Below are 15,587 nucleotides of genomic sequence, written 5' to 3'. Positions count from 1 at the left end.
GTAATTTAGCAGCGTTTCAGGTTTAAGGTTAGTCATCGAATTTATTACCTTGGGTAAGATGATGATTTATGCCTGTCTGTTACTTTCGGTGGAGTGCTTTGTAAAACAGATAATTACACTCAATAGTGTATGCCATATAGGGGGGCGAACCTTTATAATCCTGATGGATGTAGGGATAACAGGTTGATAGGGACAATGAGTAAGTTTTTTTGGGTACTGATGGCATTTTCATTACTGGCAGTGTTGATTGTGCTGAATTCTACGGGAGTGATAATCCATATCCCAACATCTCGAGTTTTGAATAATATTGCACATATTGTCTCCCCTTTGCTGTTGGTGATTTCTATTGTTGTTGCCAATATTGTGGGTATCGGGATCTTTATCTATTTCAAACATTGGGTATATGTGGTTGTGAGCACGCTGATGGTAATACCTTCTATTTTGTTTTTATGGTTGATTTTTAATATGTTTTAGCTCGTTGCTTTTAAAAAATGTTGAGAGGTAAGTCATCGATATTTGCAACCGATTGCTAAATCTCCCAAGATGAAACGCAACCATCGTTAATTCGGCGCGAAAAATGAGTGCTAGCTCAAAGGTTTGTGCATTCGTGGTGGATTGGGATGATATTTGCTGAACTTCGGTGGTACAGGATTATCAGAGGATTAAGCAAGCCTCTGATTTTTATGTTAGCCAAGGAGTTATTGATGAGAAATGCCGTACTTTCAAGCCTTGTTCTTGCCCTGTTTTTGGGGGCTCCACTGGCGAATGCCAATATAGAATCGATCGAAAATCTTCAGGGTATTCGTGCATTACAACAGCAAGCGCCGCAGTTATTAAGTTCAGGTTTACCAAATGAGCAGCAATTTTCACTGCTTAAACAAGCGGGTGTGGATGTGGTGATCAACTTGATGCCGGATAGCAGTAAAGATGCCTACCCTGATGAAGGTAAACTCGTGACTCAGGCCGGAATGGACTATGTGTATATTCCCGTGGATTGGCAAAATCCAAAGGTCGAAGATGTCGAAGCCTTCTTTGCCGCTATGGATCAGCATAAGGGGAAAGATGTGTTAGTGCATTGTCTCGCTAATTATCGAGCCTCTGCGTTTGCTTATTTATATCAGTTAAAACAAGGCCAAAATCCCAACATGGCACAGACCATGGCGCCATGGAATGATGAGTTAACGATTTACCCTAAATGGCAAGCGCTACTTACGGAAGTGAGTGCTAAATACGGGCATTGATCCTTGGCTACACGCCCTATAATGTGATGGCGCTAATTCGAGGAAGAATGGAATAGCGCCAAAACATAATTTTTTGTCATCTAACAAGCATTGACATTTAAAGGAAAAATATCAGTGGATATAACACCATTTCTTGGTAAGCCTGAACCAGTAAAGAGCTGGATAGATAAATGTATTTCTAATCGAGGTCTCGGATATTGGCTTGTTTATGAGGACACTCCACAGAATGATGATATTCAACTCACGACAACTTTATTACCGATAGTGGGTAATACCAATAACTTTTCGGATCAAGAATTTGATGAGTTTGAAAATAGCCTGTTTAAAAGTGGCTATTGTTACTTCTTGAATATGGATCAAATCGAAGATGTCATTGACAACTACACAATGCAAAAAGCGCAATGGACGGATAGCGAATTACTTGAAGCTATTCTTTTTTATTTTGAGCGAGACGCGTTTATTTGCCTCTAAAGCGTTAATGAGTGATAGGTAAGGTGACGCATGAGTATTACGGAACGGAATAAAGCTCCTATTTATAATGTGGCATCGTCATAATCGTTTAACGCTAGCCGGTATAGTTGACATAATCAACCAATCTCGATATGGTTGACACTATCAACTATGTCGAGAGTTCAATATGTCCTCATCACTCGGTGAAACTTTGCACAGGTTGGTGCATGCCTACAAAAAGCAATTACGGGCGGATATTAATGCACAAGAGATTAATTTACCTGTCACCCATATCCGTGCCTTAAAGGGCATTTGCCGTAATCCTAAATCGACGGCTCAATCTATTGCCCTACGTATGCAGCGGGATAAGGCACAAATTACTCGTGTTCTTAATGAGCTACAGCAGAGTGGGCTGATCACTAAAATCGATAATCCCAAGGATGGTCGTAGCCAGTTGCTTAGGCCAACGACAGAAGGGGAAAAGTTGATGACTCAAATAAATGCTGCAGAACGGCAAACTGTCGCACATATCACTCAAGCACTCAGCCCAGATGACATCAACACATTTATTCGGCTTGCCAACATCATTAGCGATAGTGTCGATAAAGCCGAGTGTTGATGGGGTCAATGCCGTGCCGATTGTAGTGCACAAAGCCAGAGCAACAGGGCTTAATAAAAGGCGCTAGATTGGAAACTCAATTGGATAAAATGATGATGAATAAACCTGCACCACGTGAGCTAGAAGTGATCCGCTCCACTTATATTACTCCGCATATGTTACGCATCACCTTAGGCGGTGCGGGATTGGCAGGATTTCCTGTCGATCAAGAGAGTGCCTATATTAAGTTGTTATTCCCACAAGCGGGTGAGCGTCCATTAATGCGAACTTACACTATCCGTCAGCAACGCGATGATGAAATCGATGTGGATTTTGTGCTGCACGATACCGACGGCCCCGCATCGAGTTGGGCGAAAACGGCGCAGGTGGGCGAACTCATTCAAATTGGCGGACCCGGACTTAAAAAACTGATCAACTTTGAGGCGGATTGGTTTTTACTCGCAGGTGATATGACAGCCTTACCCGCCATTAGCGTGAATCTGGCAAAATTACCAAACAATGCAGTGGGTTACGCTGTGATTGAAGTGCTAAGTGAAGCAGATATTCAACCTTTAGTGCATCCTGAACATGTCGAGCTGCATTGGGTGATCAATCCTGAGGCCGATCCCGAAGGCCGTCCTTTGGTCGAGCGAATTGCCCAATTACCTTGGCTTGCTGGCGAGCCAGCTGTATGGATTGCCTGTGAATTTAATAGCATGCGCGCGTTAAGAAGGCACTTTAAGCAAGCGCATTCATTGCCTAAGAGTCATTTTTATACCTCGAGCTATTGGAAAATAGGTTGTAACGAAGGTGAGCATAAGCTGGTAAAACAAGAAGATGAACAGTTAGAGAATGGGGCCAGTGTTTAAATTCATATAAGGTCGCCAAGTTTGATTTAGCGACCTTATCTAACCTTTCGCTTATGCCGTTTTTGCTGCTGATGCACCTATTATTGATGCACTTATGCTACTGGTGAACTAGCTTGCCATTCTTCACTACATCTTTGCAGGGATTGACGCCATAGCTGTAGGCCAACTGCGCAGGCGTGGCGATATCCCACAGACAAAAATCGGCTTGTTTGCCAACGACTAAACTGCCGACGTTATCTTCAATTCCGAGTGCTTTGGCGGCATTTAAGGTGAGTCCTGTTAGGGCTTCTTCTGGCGTTAAGCGGAACAAGGTGCAGCCCATATTTAGCATCAACAGGGTTGAGCAAATGGGGGATGAACCAGGGTTGAAATCGCTGGCGAGCACAATAGGTACGCCGTATTGGCGCAGTAAATCGATAGGTGGTTTTTGGGTTTCCCGCAAAAAGTAAAACGCGCCCGGCAGCAGTACAGCGCAGGTGCCGCTTTCACTTAAGGCTTTTACACCTGCCTCATCTAAATATTCGATATGATCTACAGACTTAGCACCAAGACGTGCGGCCAGTGCGCTGCCGCCCATATTGGTTAACTGCTCGGCATGGAGCTTAATCTCTAAGCCCGCCGCTTTGGCTGCGCTGAGTACCCGTTCGGTTTGCTCAAGGTTAAAGGCGATATTCTCGCAGAACACATCCACTGCATCGGCAAGATTTTCGGCGATCACGGCGGGTAGCATCTTATTGATAATTAAGTCGACATAGCCGTCGCTATTGTCTTTATATTCTGGCGGAATCGCATGGGCGCCAAGGAATGTGGTCTTTACATCTACATGGTGATGCTTGCCGAGCTCGCGGGAGACACGGAGGATTTTCAATTCAGTTTCAGTATCTAAGCCGTAACCCGATTTGATCTCAACCGTAGTCACCCCTTCTTTGGCTAGCGCGTTTAAACGCTGACGGCCGAGTTCAAATAATTCTGCTTCATCCGCTTCGCGGCAAGCTTTAACGGTTGAAATAATGCCGCCACCTGCACGAGCAATGTCTTCGTAACTGGCGCCCTGTAGGCGTAACTCAAATTCATTGGCGCGATTACCGGCAAAGATTAAGTGAGTGTGGGCGTCAATTAATCCTGGGGTGATCCAACCGCCTTTGCCCCTGTAAACGGGAATTGACAAAACATCGAAGGCGGGCAGTTCGCTGCGGGGGCCAAGCCAAGCAATTTTGCCATCTTTTACTGCGATGGCCGCGTTGGTGATCGCACCATAAGGTGCTGATACGGAAGGGTCCATTGTGGCTAAGTTAACGTCTATCCAAACCTGATCCCAAGACATGTATTCCCCTCGTTGTGCTGGCAGATGTTAACCAAGTGATTAACGGTTTATTAAATTTATGTGAGCTGGCTTGTATTTGCTTGTATATACAAGCTAGGATTGTAGCCGCAATTTTGACCGTTTGAAAGTGGCATGACAGGCCAGTGCTTAGGTTGCCTTAGCAAGAGTCACTTTAACAATAGTCGCTTTCACAATGGCCACTGTAACAAGAAGCTGAATTTAAGAGGAAATGTTTTGGCTACACCTAAGTTTGCAGAAATTAAGCAATACATTATCTCCTCTATCGAGTCGGGTGAGTGGGAAGAGCATGCTCGCGTGCCTTCTGAGAATCAGCTTGCCGATTTGTTTACCTGCAGCCGAATGACGGCGCGACGTGCGCTAACCGAGCTGACGGATAGCGGTGTGCTTGAGCGTTCTCAAGGGCTAGGCACCTTTGTCGCTGGGTGTAAATCCCAGTCGTCTATGTTGGCGATCCGCAATATTGCCGATGAGATAAAAGACCGCGGTCATGGCTATAGCGTGCAGCAATGGGTGTTAGAGCAAGTTGTGGCGAGTACGAGTATCGCTATTTCCCTTGGACTTGAGCACGGTGCGACGGTATTCCATTCGATCTTAGTGCATTGCGAGCAGGGCTTACCGTTGCAAGTCGAAGAGCGTTATGTGAATCCCGAGTTGGTGCCCGATTATTTATTGCAGGATTTTACCCAGCAGACACCCCACGAATATTTGTCCCAAGTGGCACCGCTGACCGAGGCGCATCACACGATTGAAGCGATTATCGCCAGTGAAGAATTACAGCAAAGGCTCGAAATCCCCGCCACTGAGCCCTGTTTACAGATTTTACGCCGCACTTGGTCACGCCAAGGCGTCGTGAGTTTCGCAAAATTAGTTCATCCAGGTAGCCGTTTTAAACTCGGCGGCCACTTAACCTTTAGCAAGTAACGCCAGTGGCGTTATTAACAGATGTAAATCAGTAATTTTAATAGCTGTACCCTTATAAGTTAAAAGATAAAAACACAATAAAAACAATAGTGCTAACCCATATTAGCGGCTTAGCGAATACGAGTTAGCACCACAGGTTGAAAGAGGAAAATTCAATGGATAAGCGCCACGACCCAAGCCGCCGTATTATTGCACCGCATGGCACACAATTAAGCTGTAAGAGTTGGCTCACAGAAGCGCCAATGCGCATGTTAATGAACAACTTACATCCCGATGTGGCCGAGCGCCCAGAAGACTTAGTCGTCTACGGCGGTATTGGCCGCGCCGCCCGCGATTGGGACTGTTACGACAAAATCATCGAAGTCCTACAGCGCCTCGAAGACGACGAAACCTTATTAGTGCAATCGGGCAAACCTGTGGGCGTATTTCGCACCCATGCGGATGCACCGCGCGTATTGATTGCTAACTCAAACCTAGTGCCACATTGGGCGAACTGGGAGCATTTCAACGAGTTAGATAAGCTCGGTTTGGCTATGTACGGCCAGATGACGGCCGGTTCTTGGATCTATATCGGCACTCAAGGCATAGTCCAAGGCACTTACGAGACCTTTGTGTCGGTCGCAAAACAGCACTTTGAGGGTATCTCTAAAGGCAAATGGATCCTCACCGGCGGGTTAGGCGGCATGGGCGGCGCACAAACGCTGGCAGGCACTATGGCTGGCTTCTCGGTGTTAGCCTGTGAAGTCGACGAAACCCGCATTGATTTCCGTTTGCGTACTCGCTATGTCGACAAAAAAGCCACTTCGCTCGATGAAGCATTAGCCATGATTGAAGCAGCGAACCAAGCTGGCAAGCCAGTATCAGTGGGCTTATTAGCTAACGCCGCCGATGTGTTTGCTGAATTAGTTAAACGTGGCGTTACTCCTGATGTGGTGACCGACCAAACCTCTGCCCATGATCCATTAAACGGTTATCTGCCGCAGGGCTGGACTATGGCTGAGGCTGCGGCCATGCGTAAAACCGACGAAGCTGCTGTGATTAAGGCGGCGAAAGCCTCGATGGCGGTGCAAGTACAAGCCATGCTCGATCTGCAAACTGCCGGCGCAGCCACGCTCGATTACGGTAACAACATTCGCCAAATGGCGTTTGAAATGGGCGTTGAAAATGCCTTCGATTTCCCAGGTTTTGTACCTGCTTATATTCGCCCACTGTTCTGTGAAGGCATTGGCCCGTTCCGCTGGGTGGCGTTATCTGGCGATCCCGAAGATATCTACAAAACCGACGCTAAAGTCAAAGAACTGATCCCAGATAATCCACACCTGCACAATTGGTTAGACATGGCGCGCGAGCGTATCGCCTTCCAAGGTCTGCCTGCGCGTATTTGCTGGGTTGGCTTAAAAGATCGCGCTCGCTTGGCGTTAGCTTTCAACGAAATGGTTAAAAACTGTGAGTTGTCGGCGCCCGTGGTAATTGGCCGTGATCACTTAGATTCTGGCTCAGTGGCCAGCCCGAACCGCGAAACCGAATCTATGCTGGACGGCTCAGATGCGGTATCCGATTGGCCATTGCTGAACGCACTACTCAACACCGCTAGCGGTGCAACTTGGGTGTCTTTGCACCACGGCGGCGGCGTTGGCATGGGCTTTAGCCAACATTCTGGTGTGGTGATTGTGTGTGACGGCACAGATGCGGCGGCAAAACGGGTTGGCCGCGTGTTGTGGAATGACCCTGCGACAGGCGTGATGCGTCATGCCGATGCGGGCTACGAGATTGCGAAAAACTGTGCCAAGGAGCAGGGCCTCGATTTACCTATGCAAGACTAGCCGATGCTAACGACTCAATAACAATAATAACTAAAAGCTTGGAGCTAAAAATATGAAATCTGTGAATCACTTAGTGTTAACGCCGGGCAGCTTGAGCCTAGCGCAATTGCGCGAAATCAGCCGTCATAAGTTGACACTGGAACTCGCACCAGAGGCTATTACCGATATCAACACCAGTGCGCAAATCGTGCAAAAAGTGTTGGATGAAGGTCGCACCGTTTACGGCATCAACACGGGCTTTGGCTTGTTGGCCAATACCAAGATAGCGCCCGAAGACTTGCAATTGCTGCAACGCTCAATCGTGTTGTCGCACGCCGCTGGCACGGGGCAATATATGCAAGATGCCACAGTGCGCTTGATGATGGTGTTAAAAATCAATTCATTAAGTCGTGGTTTTTCAGGCATTCGTTTAGAAGTGATTAACTTCTTAATCAATTTAGTGAACGCCGAAGTGTATCCCTGCGTGCCAGAAAAAGGTTCAGTCGGCGCCTCGGGTGACTTAGCGCCACTGGCGCACATGTGTTTGCCTATGCAGGGCGAAGGCGAGATGAGCTATCGAGGAGAGTTAATTTCCGCTGCCGAAGGTTTAGAAATCGCCGGCCTTAAGCCAATCGATTTAGCGGCCAAAGAAGGGCTAGCTTTGCTTAACGGCACTCAAGCGTCGACTGCGCTGGCGCTGGAAGGGTTATTCCACGCCGAAGACTTGTTCGCAGCGAGTTCTGTGATCGGTGCCATGAGCGTCGAAGCGGCGATGGGCAGCCGTAGCCCGTTTGATCCTCGCATCCATGCGGCGCGTGGTCAGAAAGGTCAAATCGATTCGGCCATGGTCTTCCGTCATCTACTGGGTGAAGAGTCTGAGATAAGCTTAAGTCACGCTAACTGTGAAAAGGTGCAAGATCCTTACTCACTGCGCTGTCAGCCACAGGTGCTCGGTGCTTGCTTGACGCAAATTCGCCACGCGGCCGAGGTGTTAGGCACAGAGGCCAATGGCGTAACCGATAATCCACTGGTGTTCCAAGACACTGGCGATATCATTTCGGGCGGTAACTTCCACGCCGAACCCGTGGCTATGGCGGCGGATAATTTGGCGATTGCAATTGCCGAAATGGGCTCTATCGCCGAGCGTCGTATCGCGCTATTGATCGATTCTAGCCTGTCAAAATTGCCCCCTTTCCTGGTGAAAAACGGTGGCGTTAACTCGGGCTTTATGATTGCCCAAGTGACAGCGGCAGCTTTGGCGTCTGAGAACAAAACCTACGCTCATCCGGCATCGGTAGACAGCTTGCCAACATCGGCTAACCAAGAAGACCATGTTTCTATGGCGACCTTTGCTGCGCGCCGCTTGCGCGATATGAGCGAAAATACCCGTGGTGTACTGGCAATTGAATTGTTAGCGGCGGCGCAGGGCTTAGATTTCCGCGCTCCTTTAGCCCCAAGTGTCGCAGTAGCTAAGGCTAAAGCCGAATTACGTGAAGTTGTCGCTTATTACGATAAAGACAGATACTTCGCACCAGATATCGAAGCGGCAACGGACTTGTTATATACCGCCAGCTTTAATGGCTATTTACCGGCTGGCACCTTACCGAGTTTATAGGATCTCAATTCTCGCTGACTAGAGAACGAAAAGGCACAGGTTTATGGCCTGTGCCTTTTTGCTGAACGCTGTATATAAAAATCAACAATAACAGCACAATTTCGGTTGTTCGCTGAGTTTTTAAACTTGTAATTTAGGCTCTTATTTGACCCGTTCCAGAAACTAAGTATTTTTCAGCAGTTAAGGACTCGAGCCCCATAGGGCCATAGGCATGTAATTTTGTGGTAGCTATGCCGATTTCGGCGCCGAGGCCAAGTTCGCTTCCATCTGAGAAGCGGGATGAGGCATTTACCATCACCACTGATGCGTCGATTGAGCGTTGAAATTTGGCAGCGGTGACCTCATTGTTGGTACAAATCACTTCCGTATGGTGGCTACCAAATCGGGCGATATGCTTGGCGGCGGCATCAAAGTCTTCAACCTGCCTAATCGCAATTTCTAAATCCAAATACTCTTGACCAAAATCTTCCTCCGCCATAGCAGTGCATGCCTCAAAATAAGCTGCAGCTTTGGAGCAAGCATTGATTTTTACTTGATGCTCAGCCAGTGCTTTGGCTACTTTGGGTAGAAATTGTGGCGCAATATCTTGATGCACCAGCAAGGCTTCGAGTGCATTGCAAACACCAGTGCGCTGGGTTTTGCCATTGAGTAGCAAATCCAACGCCATAGTTTGATCGGCATCCTTATCGATATATAAGTGACACACGCCTTTAAAGTGTTGAATAACCGGAATACTGCTGTTTTCTGTCACATAGTTAATAAGGCCTTCACCACCGCGGGGGATGATCACATCAATAAATTCGCGCTGCTGCATCAGTTCTAGCATAAGTGCGCGATCGGGATCTGGCACCACGCTAATCAAGGCCTTGGGTAAACCGTATTGGGCTAACACATTTTGCAAAATCGTAGCGATAACCTTGCTAGTGTGCAGGGCTTCCTTTCCGCCACGCAGGATCACGGCATTGCCGGATTTAAAGCAAAGGGCACCCGCATCGGCGGTGACATTAGGGCGTGCCTCGTAAATCATGCAAACTACCCCTAATGGAACGCGCATTTTGCTGATGGATAAGCCATTGGGGCGTTGGCCTATATAACGCTCATTACCGATAGGGTCAGGCAATGCGGCAATGGTTTCAATACCTTGCGCCATAGCCTCGACTCGTGCTGGGTTGAGTGTTAAACGGTCTAGCATGGCAGGGCTGATATTGTCAGTCGAGGCTCTCTGTAGATCGATTAAATTAGCGCTTTGGATTTCATAGGATTTCTCTCTAATCGAGCGTGCCATATCCAGTAATACAGTATTTTTGAGGTGTTCATCGAGCAAGGCGAGTGTAAGTGCTGCTTTGGCGGCATCTTCAGATAAGTTTTTGATTAAAGTCATATTTACTCCAATTATGTTTACTCGGCTTATGTTTATTCGAGAATAGCGATGTTTTTCTCGGAAATGATCGGTCCAGTCTTTTGCTGAAATTCATTGGCAAACTGTCGATCTTCTTGCTCTGTAATAAAATTGAGTAGGCAACTGCTGTAATTGGATTTAGCTTTAGCCAGTTTAGTGCCATCGTCTTTGCGCACTAGAATGGTGTCACCTACTGAGAAATCCCCTTTTACTTCAACCACATCATCACTGGTAAACTGTTCGCTGTGCACATCGAGTGCGACATTAAAATGGTTTTCGACTATGACTTCACCTTGGGCTTGTGAAGTGTGTTTCATCCAATGTAAATGTTCTTGCATGGGTTTTTCGTCAGGGATGAACAAGGTGCCAGGGTTTTGGCCTTTAAGCAGTTGGCTGAAGGAATCCGCAACAAAGCCATTGATAATAAAGGTCTCAATTCCATGGGAAATGGCTTTTTCTGCCGCTTGGATTTTCGTTCGCATGCCACCAGTACCCACGTTACTGCTCGCACCACCCGCCATGGCATAGATGTCGGCATTAATCTCAGTGACCTGTTTAATCAACTCGGCATTGGGATTTTCATGTGGATTTTGAGTATACAGCCCGTTTACATCTGAACAAATAATCAGCGTATCAGCATCGGCCGCTGCGGCAACCATGGCCGAAAGGTTGTCATTATCACCGACTTTGAGTTTGTCCGCGGTAACTGCATCATTTTCGTTAATAATTGGCATCAGCCCATGTTCAAGCAAACAGAAAATCGTTTCTTTAATGCTGATATAGCGCTCGCGATTACGAAGGTCGCCATGGGTGAGTAAGAGTTGTGCGGTGGGGAAGTCAAACAGTTTATTCCATGTGGCCATCATATCGGCTTGACCTGCTGCAGCCATGGCTTTTTTCACTGTGACACTCGGATTCGCTTCAACATTAAAGTGATGCCATCCCGCGGCGACTGAGCCCGAAGAGACCAAGACAACTTGGATCCCTTGGGCACGACAATAGGTAATGAATTGGGCTATGCCGAGTAAGTAGTGGCTGCTACAACCTTGTTTGTGGGGCGCGATTAACGCGCTCCCCACTTTTACAACAATGCGTTTTCGAGGGGAGTTTGTCATCATGCTCCTTATCCTTCTTCGGCTAAAACACGGCCCGCCTTGTGGAACATCTTAGTGGTTTTTGCACTAGGTTCAGTATCAAGAAAGCTCACTAGCCAAATGACCGCGCTACTGACGATAAATCCGGGGATCATTTCATACACTATGCTAGTTAATGCTTTACCATCGGCAAGCACGGGGGCGTAAATCCAAAATAGTACTGTAAGTGCACCTGAAACGATTCCCGCAATGGCCGCTTTATGGGTTAGGTTCGCTTTATATAAACTAAATAACACGAGTGGACCAAAGGCAGCGCCGAATCCTGCCCAAGCATTACTGACCAGCGAAAGAATACTGTTAGAGCGATCAAGCGCTAAAAGTGTTGCCACAATACCCACACCAGCCACGCCGTAACGACCCATTTTCACCATGTCTTTTTCGCTTGACTCTTTTTTCGATACCACTTGATAAATATCTTCTGTCAGCGAACTCGATGACACCAATAACTGCGATGAAATCGTGCTCATAATCGCCGCAAGAATAGCCGCCAGTAGGAAGCCACTGATCAGGGGATGGAATAATAATTCAGAGAACACAATAAAGATGGTTTCGGGATCGTTAAGTTTCATGCCAAATTTATTGGCATAAGCAATGCCGACCAGTCCCGTCGCCAGAGCACCAACAATGGTGACTGTCATCCAACTGATACCTATGCGTCTTGCCATTTTAATATCCGCCACTGAACGTATCGCCATAAAGCGCACGATAATATGTGGTTGGCCGAAATAACCTAACCCCCAGGATAGGCTTGATATAAGCCCTAGGAAGGTGACGTTTTGCATTGCATCGCTAAAATGCGGAATTGACTGATAGGCAAAGTTCATCATCCTATCGGCGCTGGTAAATTCTTGATAAGCAACTACAGGCACTAAGACTAAGGCAACAAACATAATGCAGCCTTGCACAAAGTCGGTCAGGCTTACGGCTAAAAAGCCCCCAAGCAGAGTATAAGAAACCACTACGCTGAGTGTGACGACTAGGCCAATGTTATAATTTAGGCCGAAAGCTGATTCAAATAACTTACCTCCCGCCACTAACCCTGCGGAGGTGTATAAGGTAAAAAAGATCACTATGATCACTGCGGCGATAATACGGATACTACTGTTTGCATTACCAAAGCGTTTCGCAAAAAACTCAGGAATCGTAAGTGCATTATTTGCGACTTCAGTGTAAACCCGCAATTTAGGCGCCACCACCAAATAATTGATTAGAGCACCAATCAATAATCCGAGGGCGATGTAAATGGTTTCAAAACCCACTAGAAACATTGCACCCGGAAGGCCCATAAGCATCCAGCCGCTCATGTCCGATGCGCTAGCCGAGAGTGCAGTGACCTGCGGACTCACTTTACGGCCACCTAAAATATAGCCTGACACATCGCTGGTGGATTTACGGTAGGCAAATAAACCAATAGCGAGCATGGCAATAAAATAAATACCTAAGGACACGTAAGAGAGGGAATTCATCGATTATTTTCCTCCTAACGCTTTGTTATTTTGAATGAAGCTTGGTTTCAAAATGACAAAGAGATAGGTGCTTAAAATGGCGAATAAACACATAAACTGCATTAATTCCTTAAGGTGAGTGCGGGCCGAACCTATGGCCTGTGAGATGGGATTTTCATCCACTGTTTTTGTCGATGACATAATATTTCCTTGGTTTATTGGGATTAAAACAGATGGGGATAGCACTTTATTTTATTAGTGCTCTAACTATATTAACGCATTTTTAGGGTTAAAACTCAACCTAAAATGATATTTTGCTGCTTGAGGTGGCCAAGTCTGGCTTGATTTTACGGTTTAAAAATAATTTGATTACTGATTATTTTGGAAGGGTGAAAGGTAAAATTAAAACGAATATTTGATTATCTATGTCTTAGTATTAAGCGTTAATAAGGCAAAAAAACGGACTAGACAGAGTGTCTAATCCGTTGATATAAAATCGATTATGTTAAGGAACGTAAGCTTTAGGTGCTTAGATTTTATGCACTTGGGTTTGCGTTCGTTCCTAAAACGCTTTGTTACAACATGCAATGACTTTTGACTTACGCATCTAGCGCATAGTAACAAATTCCTCTGCCCCAGTTGGGTGGATAGCAACAACTGCATCAAAATCGGCTTTAGTTGCACCCATTTTGAGTGCTACACCGAAGCCTTGAAGAATTTCATCCATGCCAAAACCGATACCGTGAATACCGACGACTTTTTCATCCTTACCAGCGCAAACTAACTTCATTTTGCAGGCTTGGCGGTGGCTTGTAACTGCCGTATACATTGAGGTAAAGGTCGATGTATATACTTTGACGTTATCATCGCCGTATTGCGTACGCGCTTCGGGTTCAGTCAGGCCCATAGTACCGATTGGCGGGTGGCTGAAAACCACTGTTGGGATAAGACTGTAATCCATTTTGGCATCTGTCATACCGTTAAATAAACGCTCGGATAACAAACGCCCCGCTTTTACCGCAACAGGAGTCAACTCTACGCCGCCAGCCATAATATCGCCGACACAGTAAATTCCTTTGTGGGTGGTATTTTGCTGGGCGTCAGTGATGACATAGCCTTTGCTATCTAATTGCACGTCGGTGTTTTCTAAGCCGATATTTGCCGTGGCTGGCGAGCGGCCAATCGCCCAAATGAGGCAATCTACTGTGATATTTTCATCGTTTTCTAAACTTAATGTCAGGCTGTCATCGGCATTTTTAACGACGGCTTTTGGCACGCTATGGGTATGCAGTGTCGGACCGTCAGTTGCCATGGCATCGACGAGAGCATCGACCAATATAGGATCAAAATTACGTAGCGGCGCATGTTTACGCACTAATAAGTGGGTTTCACTACCCAGAGCGTGTAAAACGCCAGCGACTTCAACAGCGATATAACCCGCACCAATTACGGCAACTCGTTTAGGTTGCTCACGTAGGGCAAAGAAACCATCGGAATCGATACCATATTCCGCGCCGGGAATATTTGGAATGGTCGGTGCGCCGCCAGTGGCGATAAGAATATGATCTGCAGTGTAATATTCACCGTTCACTTCAATGGTGTTGCCATCCACAAAGCGGCCATAGCCATTTAGTAAAGTGACTTTATTGTTCGCAAACCCACGGCCATAAGCATCGTGAATGCGACCGATATAAGCTTCGCGGTTATTAACGAGCGTGTTCCAGTCAAACTTGTTCACTGTAACGTCGAACCCGTAATCTTTAGCGTAGAGGTTCATCGCTTCTGCAATGTGGGCACCATACCACATGACTTTTTTAGGAACACAACCCACGTTGACACAAGTTCCGCCAACTTGCTTCGCTTCAATAAGTAGAACCTTTGCACCGCGCATTGCAGCACGATTTGTTGAGGCGATACCGCCACTACCTGCGCCGAGGCAAATATAGTCAAAATGTTGAGCCATGAGTTTCTCCGTCTTACTTCAAGGATGAGATGCTTTACAGCAGAAGGTCATTGTAGGGTGGTTTGTGATTACAGACTAGTCTATTCACAAGGCTGAGGTATTTGCACAAAGCCCCTAAAGTGCATAAAAGTTAGCGTGTGATGGTTTCTCGGCGATATTGGCAACGTGAATAATCGTTTTGGTTAGGCCCTTCTGCTCCGCACTTGAGACACTGCCATTCCTTTTGGCGAGCAGATAGTTCATCAAGTTGATATTGTGCTGGTTTATTCTGTTTGCTACTGCTTAGTGCTTCGAGTTGTTGCATTCGCTTATCAAGCCAGCGACAGTTTGGATCATTAGCAACCTGTGCTCGGCTGGTGAGCTGTTGCTTGCGATTGAGCTTTTTACTTTTAGTTTTTTTTGACGGGGCGTTCGTTTGGCTTTTTTGCGTTTCAGTGAGCGAGACGGTTGGAGTTGAATACTCTAACGCACTTTGCCGTTGGTTCGGTATATGGATAGGTTGGCCATTATTATCGAGTAAGGTACCTAGCGGTAATTGTGGATTTTTGGGCGGTTGAGATAAAGTCTCTAAAGTTAGCTCTGGTTCACCTGTTTGGCGGGCTTGAACGGGATGGGTTACCACAAATAACATGGCTGAAACTAAAAAAAATATTGAACGAATAATATCGAAATAATGCGCTAACATTCCCTGTTCCTCTGCTTCATCGTGATGATTGACACACGTCGCTCCGTCGACATGTTGAGTTTAGTTAGCAGATACTTTTTTGCCAAGGGATGGGCATCAT

Annotated in this window: 15 protein-coding genes; 8 read left to right on the top strand and 7 right to left on the bottom strand. The window is 46.5% G+C overall.

Going from position 1 to position 15,587, the window contains the following annotated elements; all coding sequences use genetic code 11:
• The first annotated feature begins 195 nt into the window (after positions 1 to 195).
• From MZ182_RS19930 to MZ182_RS19910, 5 genes are all read left to right on the top strand, one after another.
• Entirely contained in the window at positions 196 to 474 is a 279-nt protein-coding gene (locus MZ182_RS19930; protein ID WP_248066808.1) for a hypothetical protein, read from the top strand.
• A gap of 230 nt (positions 475 to 704) precedes the next feature.
• On the top strand, positions 705 to 1,241 hold the full coding sequence (locus MZ182_RS19925; protein ID WP_248066804.1) for a protein tyrosine phosphatase family protein: 537 nt from the start codon (positions 705 to 707) through the stop codon (positions 1,239 to 1,241).
• A 114-nt stretch (positions 1,242 to 1,355) separates the two neighbouring features.
• Positions 1,356 to 1,712 (top strand): hypothetical protein, encoded by a 357-nt coding sequence (locus MZ182_RS19920; RefSeq protein ID WP_011918292.1) that lies wholly within the window; start codon positions 1,356 to 1,358, stop codon positions 1,710 to 1,712.
• Positions 1,713 to 1,878: 166 nt separating this feature from the next.
• On the top strand, positions 1,879 to 2,310 hold the full coding sequence (locus MZ182_RS19915) for a MarR family winged helix-turn-helix transcriptional regulator (RefSeq protein ID WP_248066802.1): 432 nt from the start codon (positions 1,879 to 1,881) through the stop codon (positions 2,308 to 2,310).
• Between the two features lie 95 nt (positions 2,311 to 2,405).
• Positions 2,406 to 3,158: a siderophore-interacting protein gene (locus MZ182_RS19910; protein ID WP_248066858.1), complete on the top strand. Its 753-nt coding sequence runs from the start codon at positions 2,406 to 2,408 to the stop codon at positions 3,156 to 3,158.
• A 97-nt stretch (positions 3,159 to 3,255) separates the two neighbouring features.
• Here the strand turns inward: MZ182_RS19910 and hutI are convergent, their stop codons facing one another.
• The gene (gene hutI / locus MZ182_RS19905; RefSeq protein WP_248066799.1) at positions 3,256 to 4,482 is read right to left on the bottom strand and encodes an imidazolonepropionase; all 1,227 of its coding nucleotides are present in this window, start codon (positions 4,480 to 4,482) and stop codon (positions 3,256 to 3,258) included.
• Positions 4,483 to 4,716: 234 nt separating this feature from the next.
• On the opposite strand from hutI, the gene hutC reads away from it, so the two are divergent.
• The 3 genes from hutC (at position 4,717) to hutH (ending at position 8,841) form a co-directional block, all read left to right on the top strand.
• The gene (gene hutC / locus MZ182_RS19900) at positions 4,717 to 5,424 is read left to right on the top strand and encodes a histidine utilization repressor (RefSeq protein ID WP_011791225.1); all 708 of its coding nucleotides are present in this window, start codon (positions 4,717 to 4,719) and stop codon (positions 5,422 to 5,424) included.
• A 155-nt stretch (positions 5,425 to 5,579) separates the two neighbouring features.
• The gene (gene hutU / locus MZ182_RS19895) at positions 5,580 to 7,247 is read left to right on the top strand and encodes a urocanate hydratase (RefSeq protein ID WP_061783322.1); all 1,668 of its coding nucleotides are present in this window, start codon (positions 5,580 to 5,582) and stop codon (positions 7,245 to 7,247) included.
• A gap of 52 nt (positions 7,248 to 7,299) precedes the next feature.
• The gene (gene hutH / locus MZ182_RS19890) at positions 7,300 to 8,841 is read left to right on the top strand and encodes a histidine ammonia-lyase (protein ID WP_248066797.1); all 1,542 of its coding nucleotides are present in this window, start codon (positions 7,300 to 7,302) and stop codon (positions 8,839 to 8,841) included.
• Positions 8,842 to 8,974: 133 nt separating this feature from the next.
• Here the strand turns inward: hutH and MZ182_RS19885 are convergent, their stop codons facing one another.
• The 6 genes from MZ182_RS19885 to MZ182_RS19860 all read right to left on the bottom strand — a co-directional run bounded on the left by MZ182_RS19885 (position 8,975) and on the right by MZ182_RS19860 (position 15,487).
• Positions 8,975 to 10,222, bottom strand: a complete 1,248-nt coding sequence (locus MZ182_RS19885) for a glutamate-5-semialdehyde dehydrogenase (RefSeq protein ID WP_248066795.1) — start codon at positions 10,220 to 10,222, stop codon at positions 8,975 to 8,977.
• Positions 10,223 to 10,254: 32 nt separating this feature from the next.
• A complete protein-coding gene (proB, locus tag MZ182_RS19880) occupies positions 10,255 to 11,355 on the bottom strand; it encodes a glutamate 5-kinase (protein WP_025007952.1) in 1,101 nt (366 codons plus the stop codon).
• Between the two features lie 8 nt (positions 11,356 to 11,363).
• Complete coding sequence (gene putP / locus MZ182_RS19875) at positions 11,364 to 12,860, bottom strand: sodium/proline symporter PutP (protein ID WP_248066794.1); 1,497 nt, start codon at positions 12,858 to 12,860, stop codon at positions 11,364 to 11,366.
• Positions 12,861 to 12,863: 3 nt separating this feature from the next.
• Complete coding sequence (locus MZ182_RS19870; protein ID WP_164838003.1) at positions 12,864 to 13,040, bottom strand: hypothetical protein; 177 nt, start codon at positions 13,038 to 13,040, stop codon at positions 12,864 to 12,866.
• A gap of 406 nt (positions 13,041 to 13,446) precedes the next feature.
• Positions 13,447 to 14,802: a glutathione-disulfide reductase gene (gene gorA / locus MZ182_RS19865; protein ID WP_248066792.1), complete on the bottom strand. Its 1,356-nt coding sequence runs from the start codon at positions 14,800 to 14,802 to the stop codon at positions 13,447 to 13,449.
• A gap of 130 nt (positions 14,803 to 14,932) precedes the next feature.
• Positions 14,933 to 15,487, bottom strand: a complete 555-nt coding sequence (locus tag MZ182_RS19860; RefSeq protein WP_011918301.1) for a hypothetical protein — start codon at positions 15,485 to 15,487, stop codon at positions 14,933 to 14,935.
• Positions 15,488 to 15,587: the final 100 nt, after the last annotated feature.

The organism is Shewanella sp. JNE2 (assembly GCF_023159115.1).
Lineage (GTDB): Bacteria > Pseudomonadota > Gammaproteobacteria > Enterobacterales > Shewanellaceae > Shewanella > Shewanella putrefaciens.
This window is presented reverse-complemented; position numbering and strand designations above follow the sequence as displayed.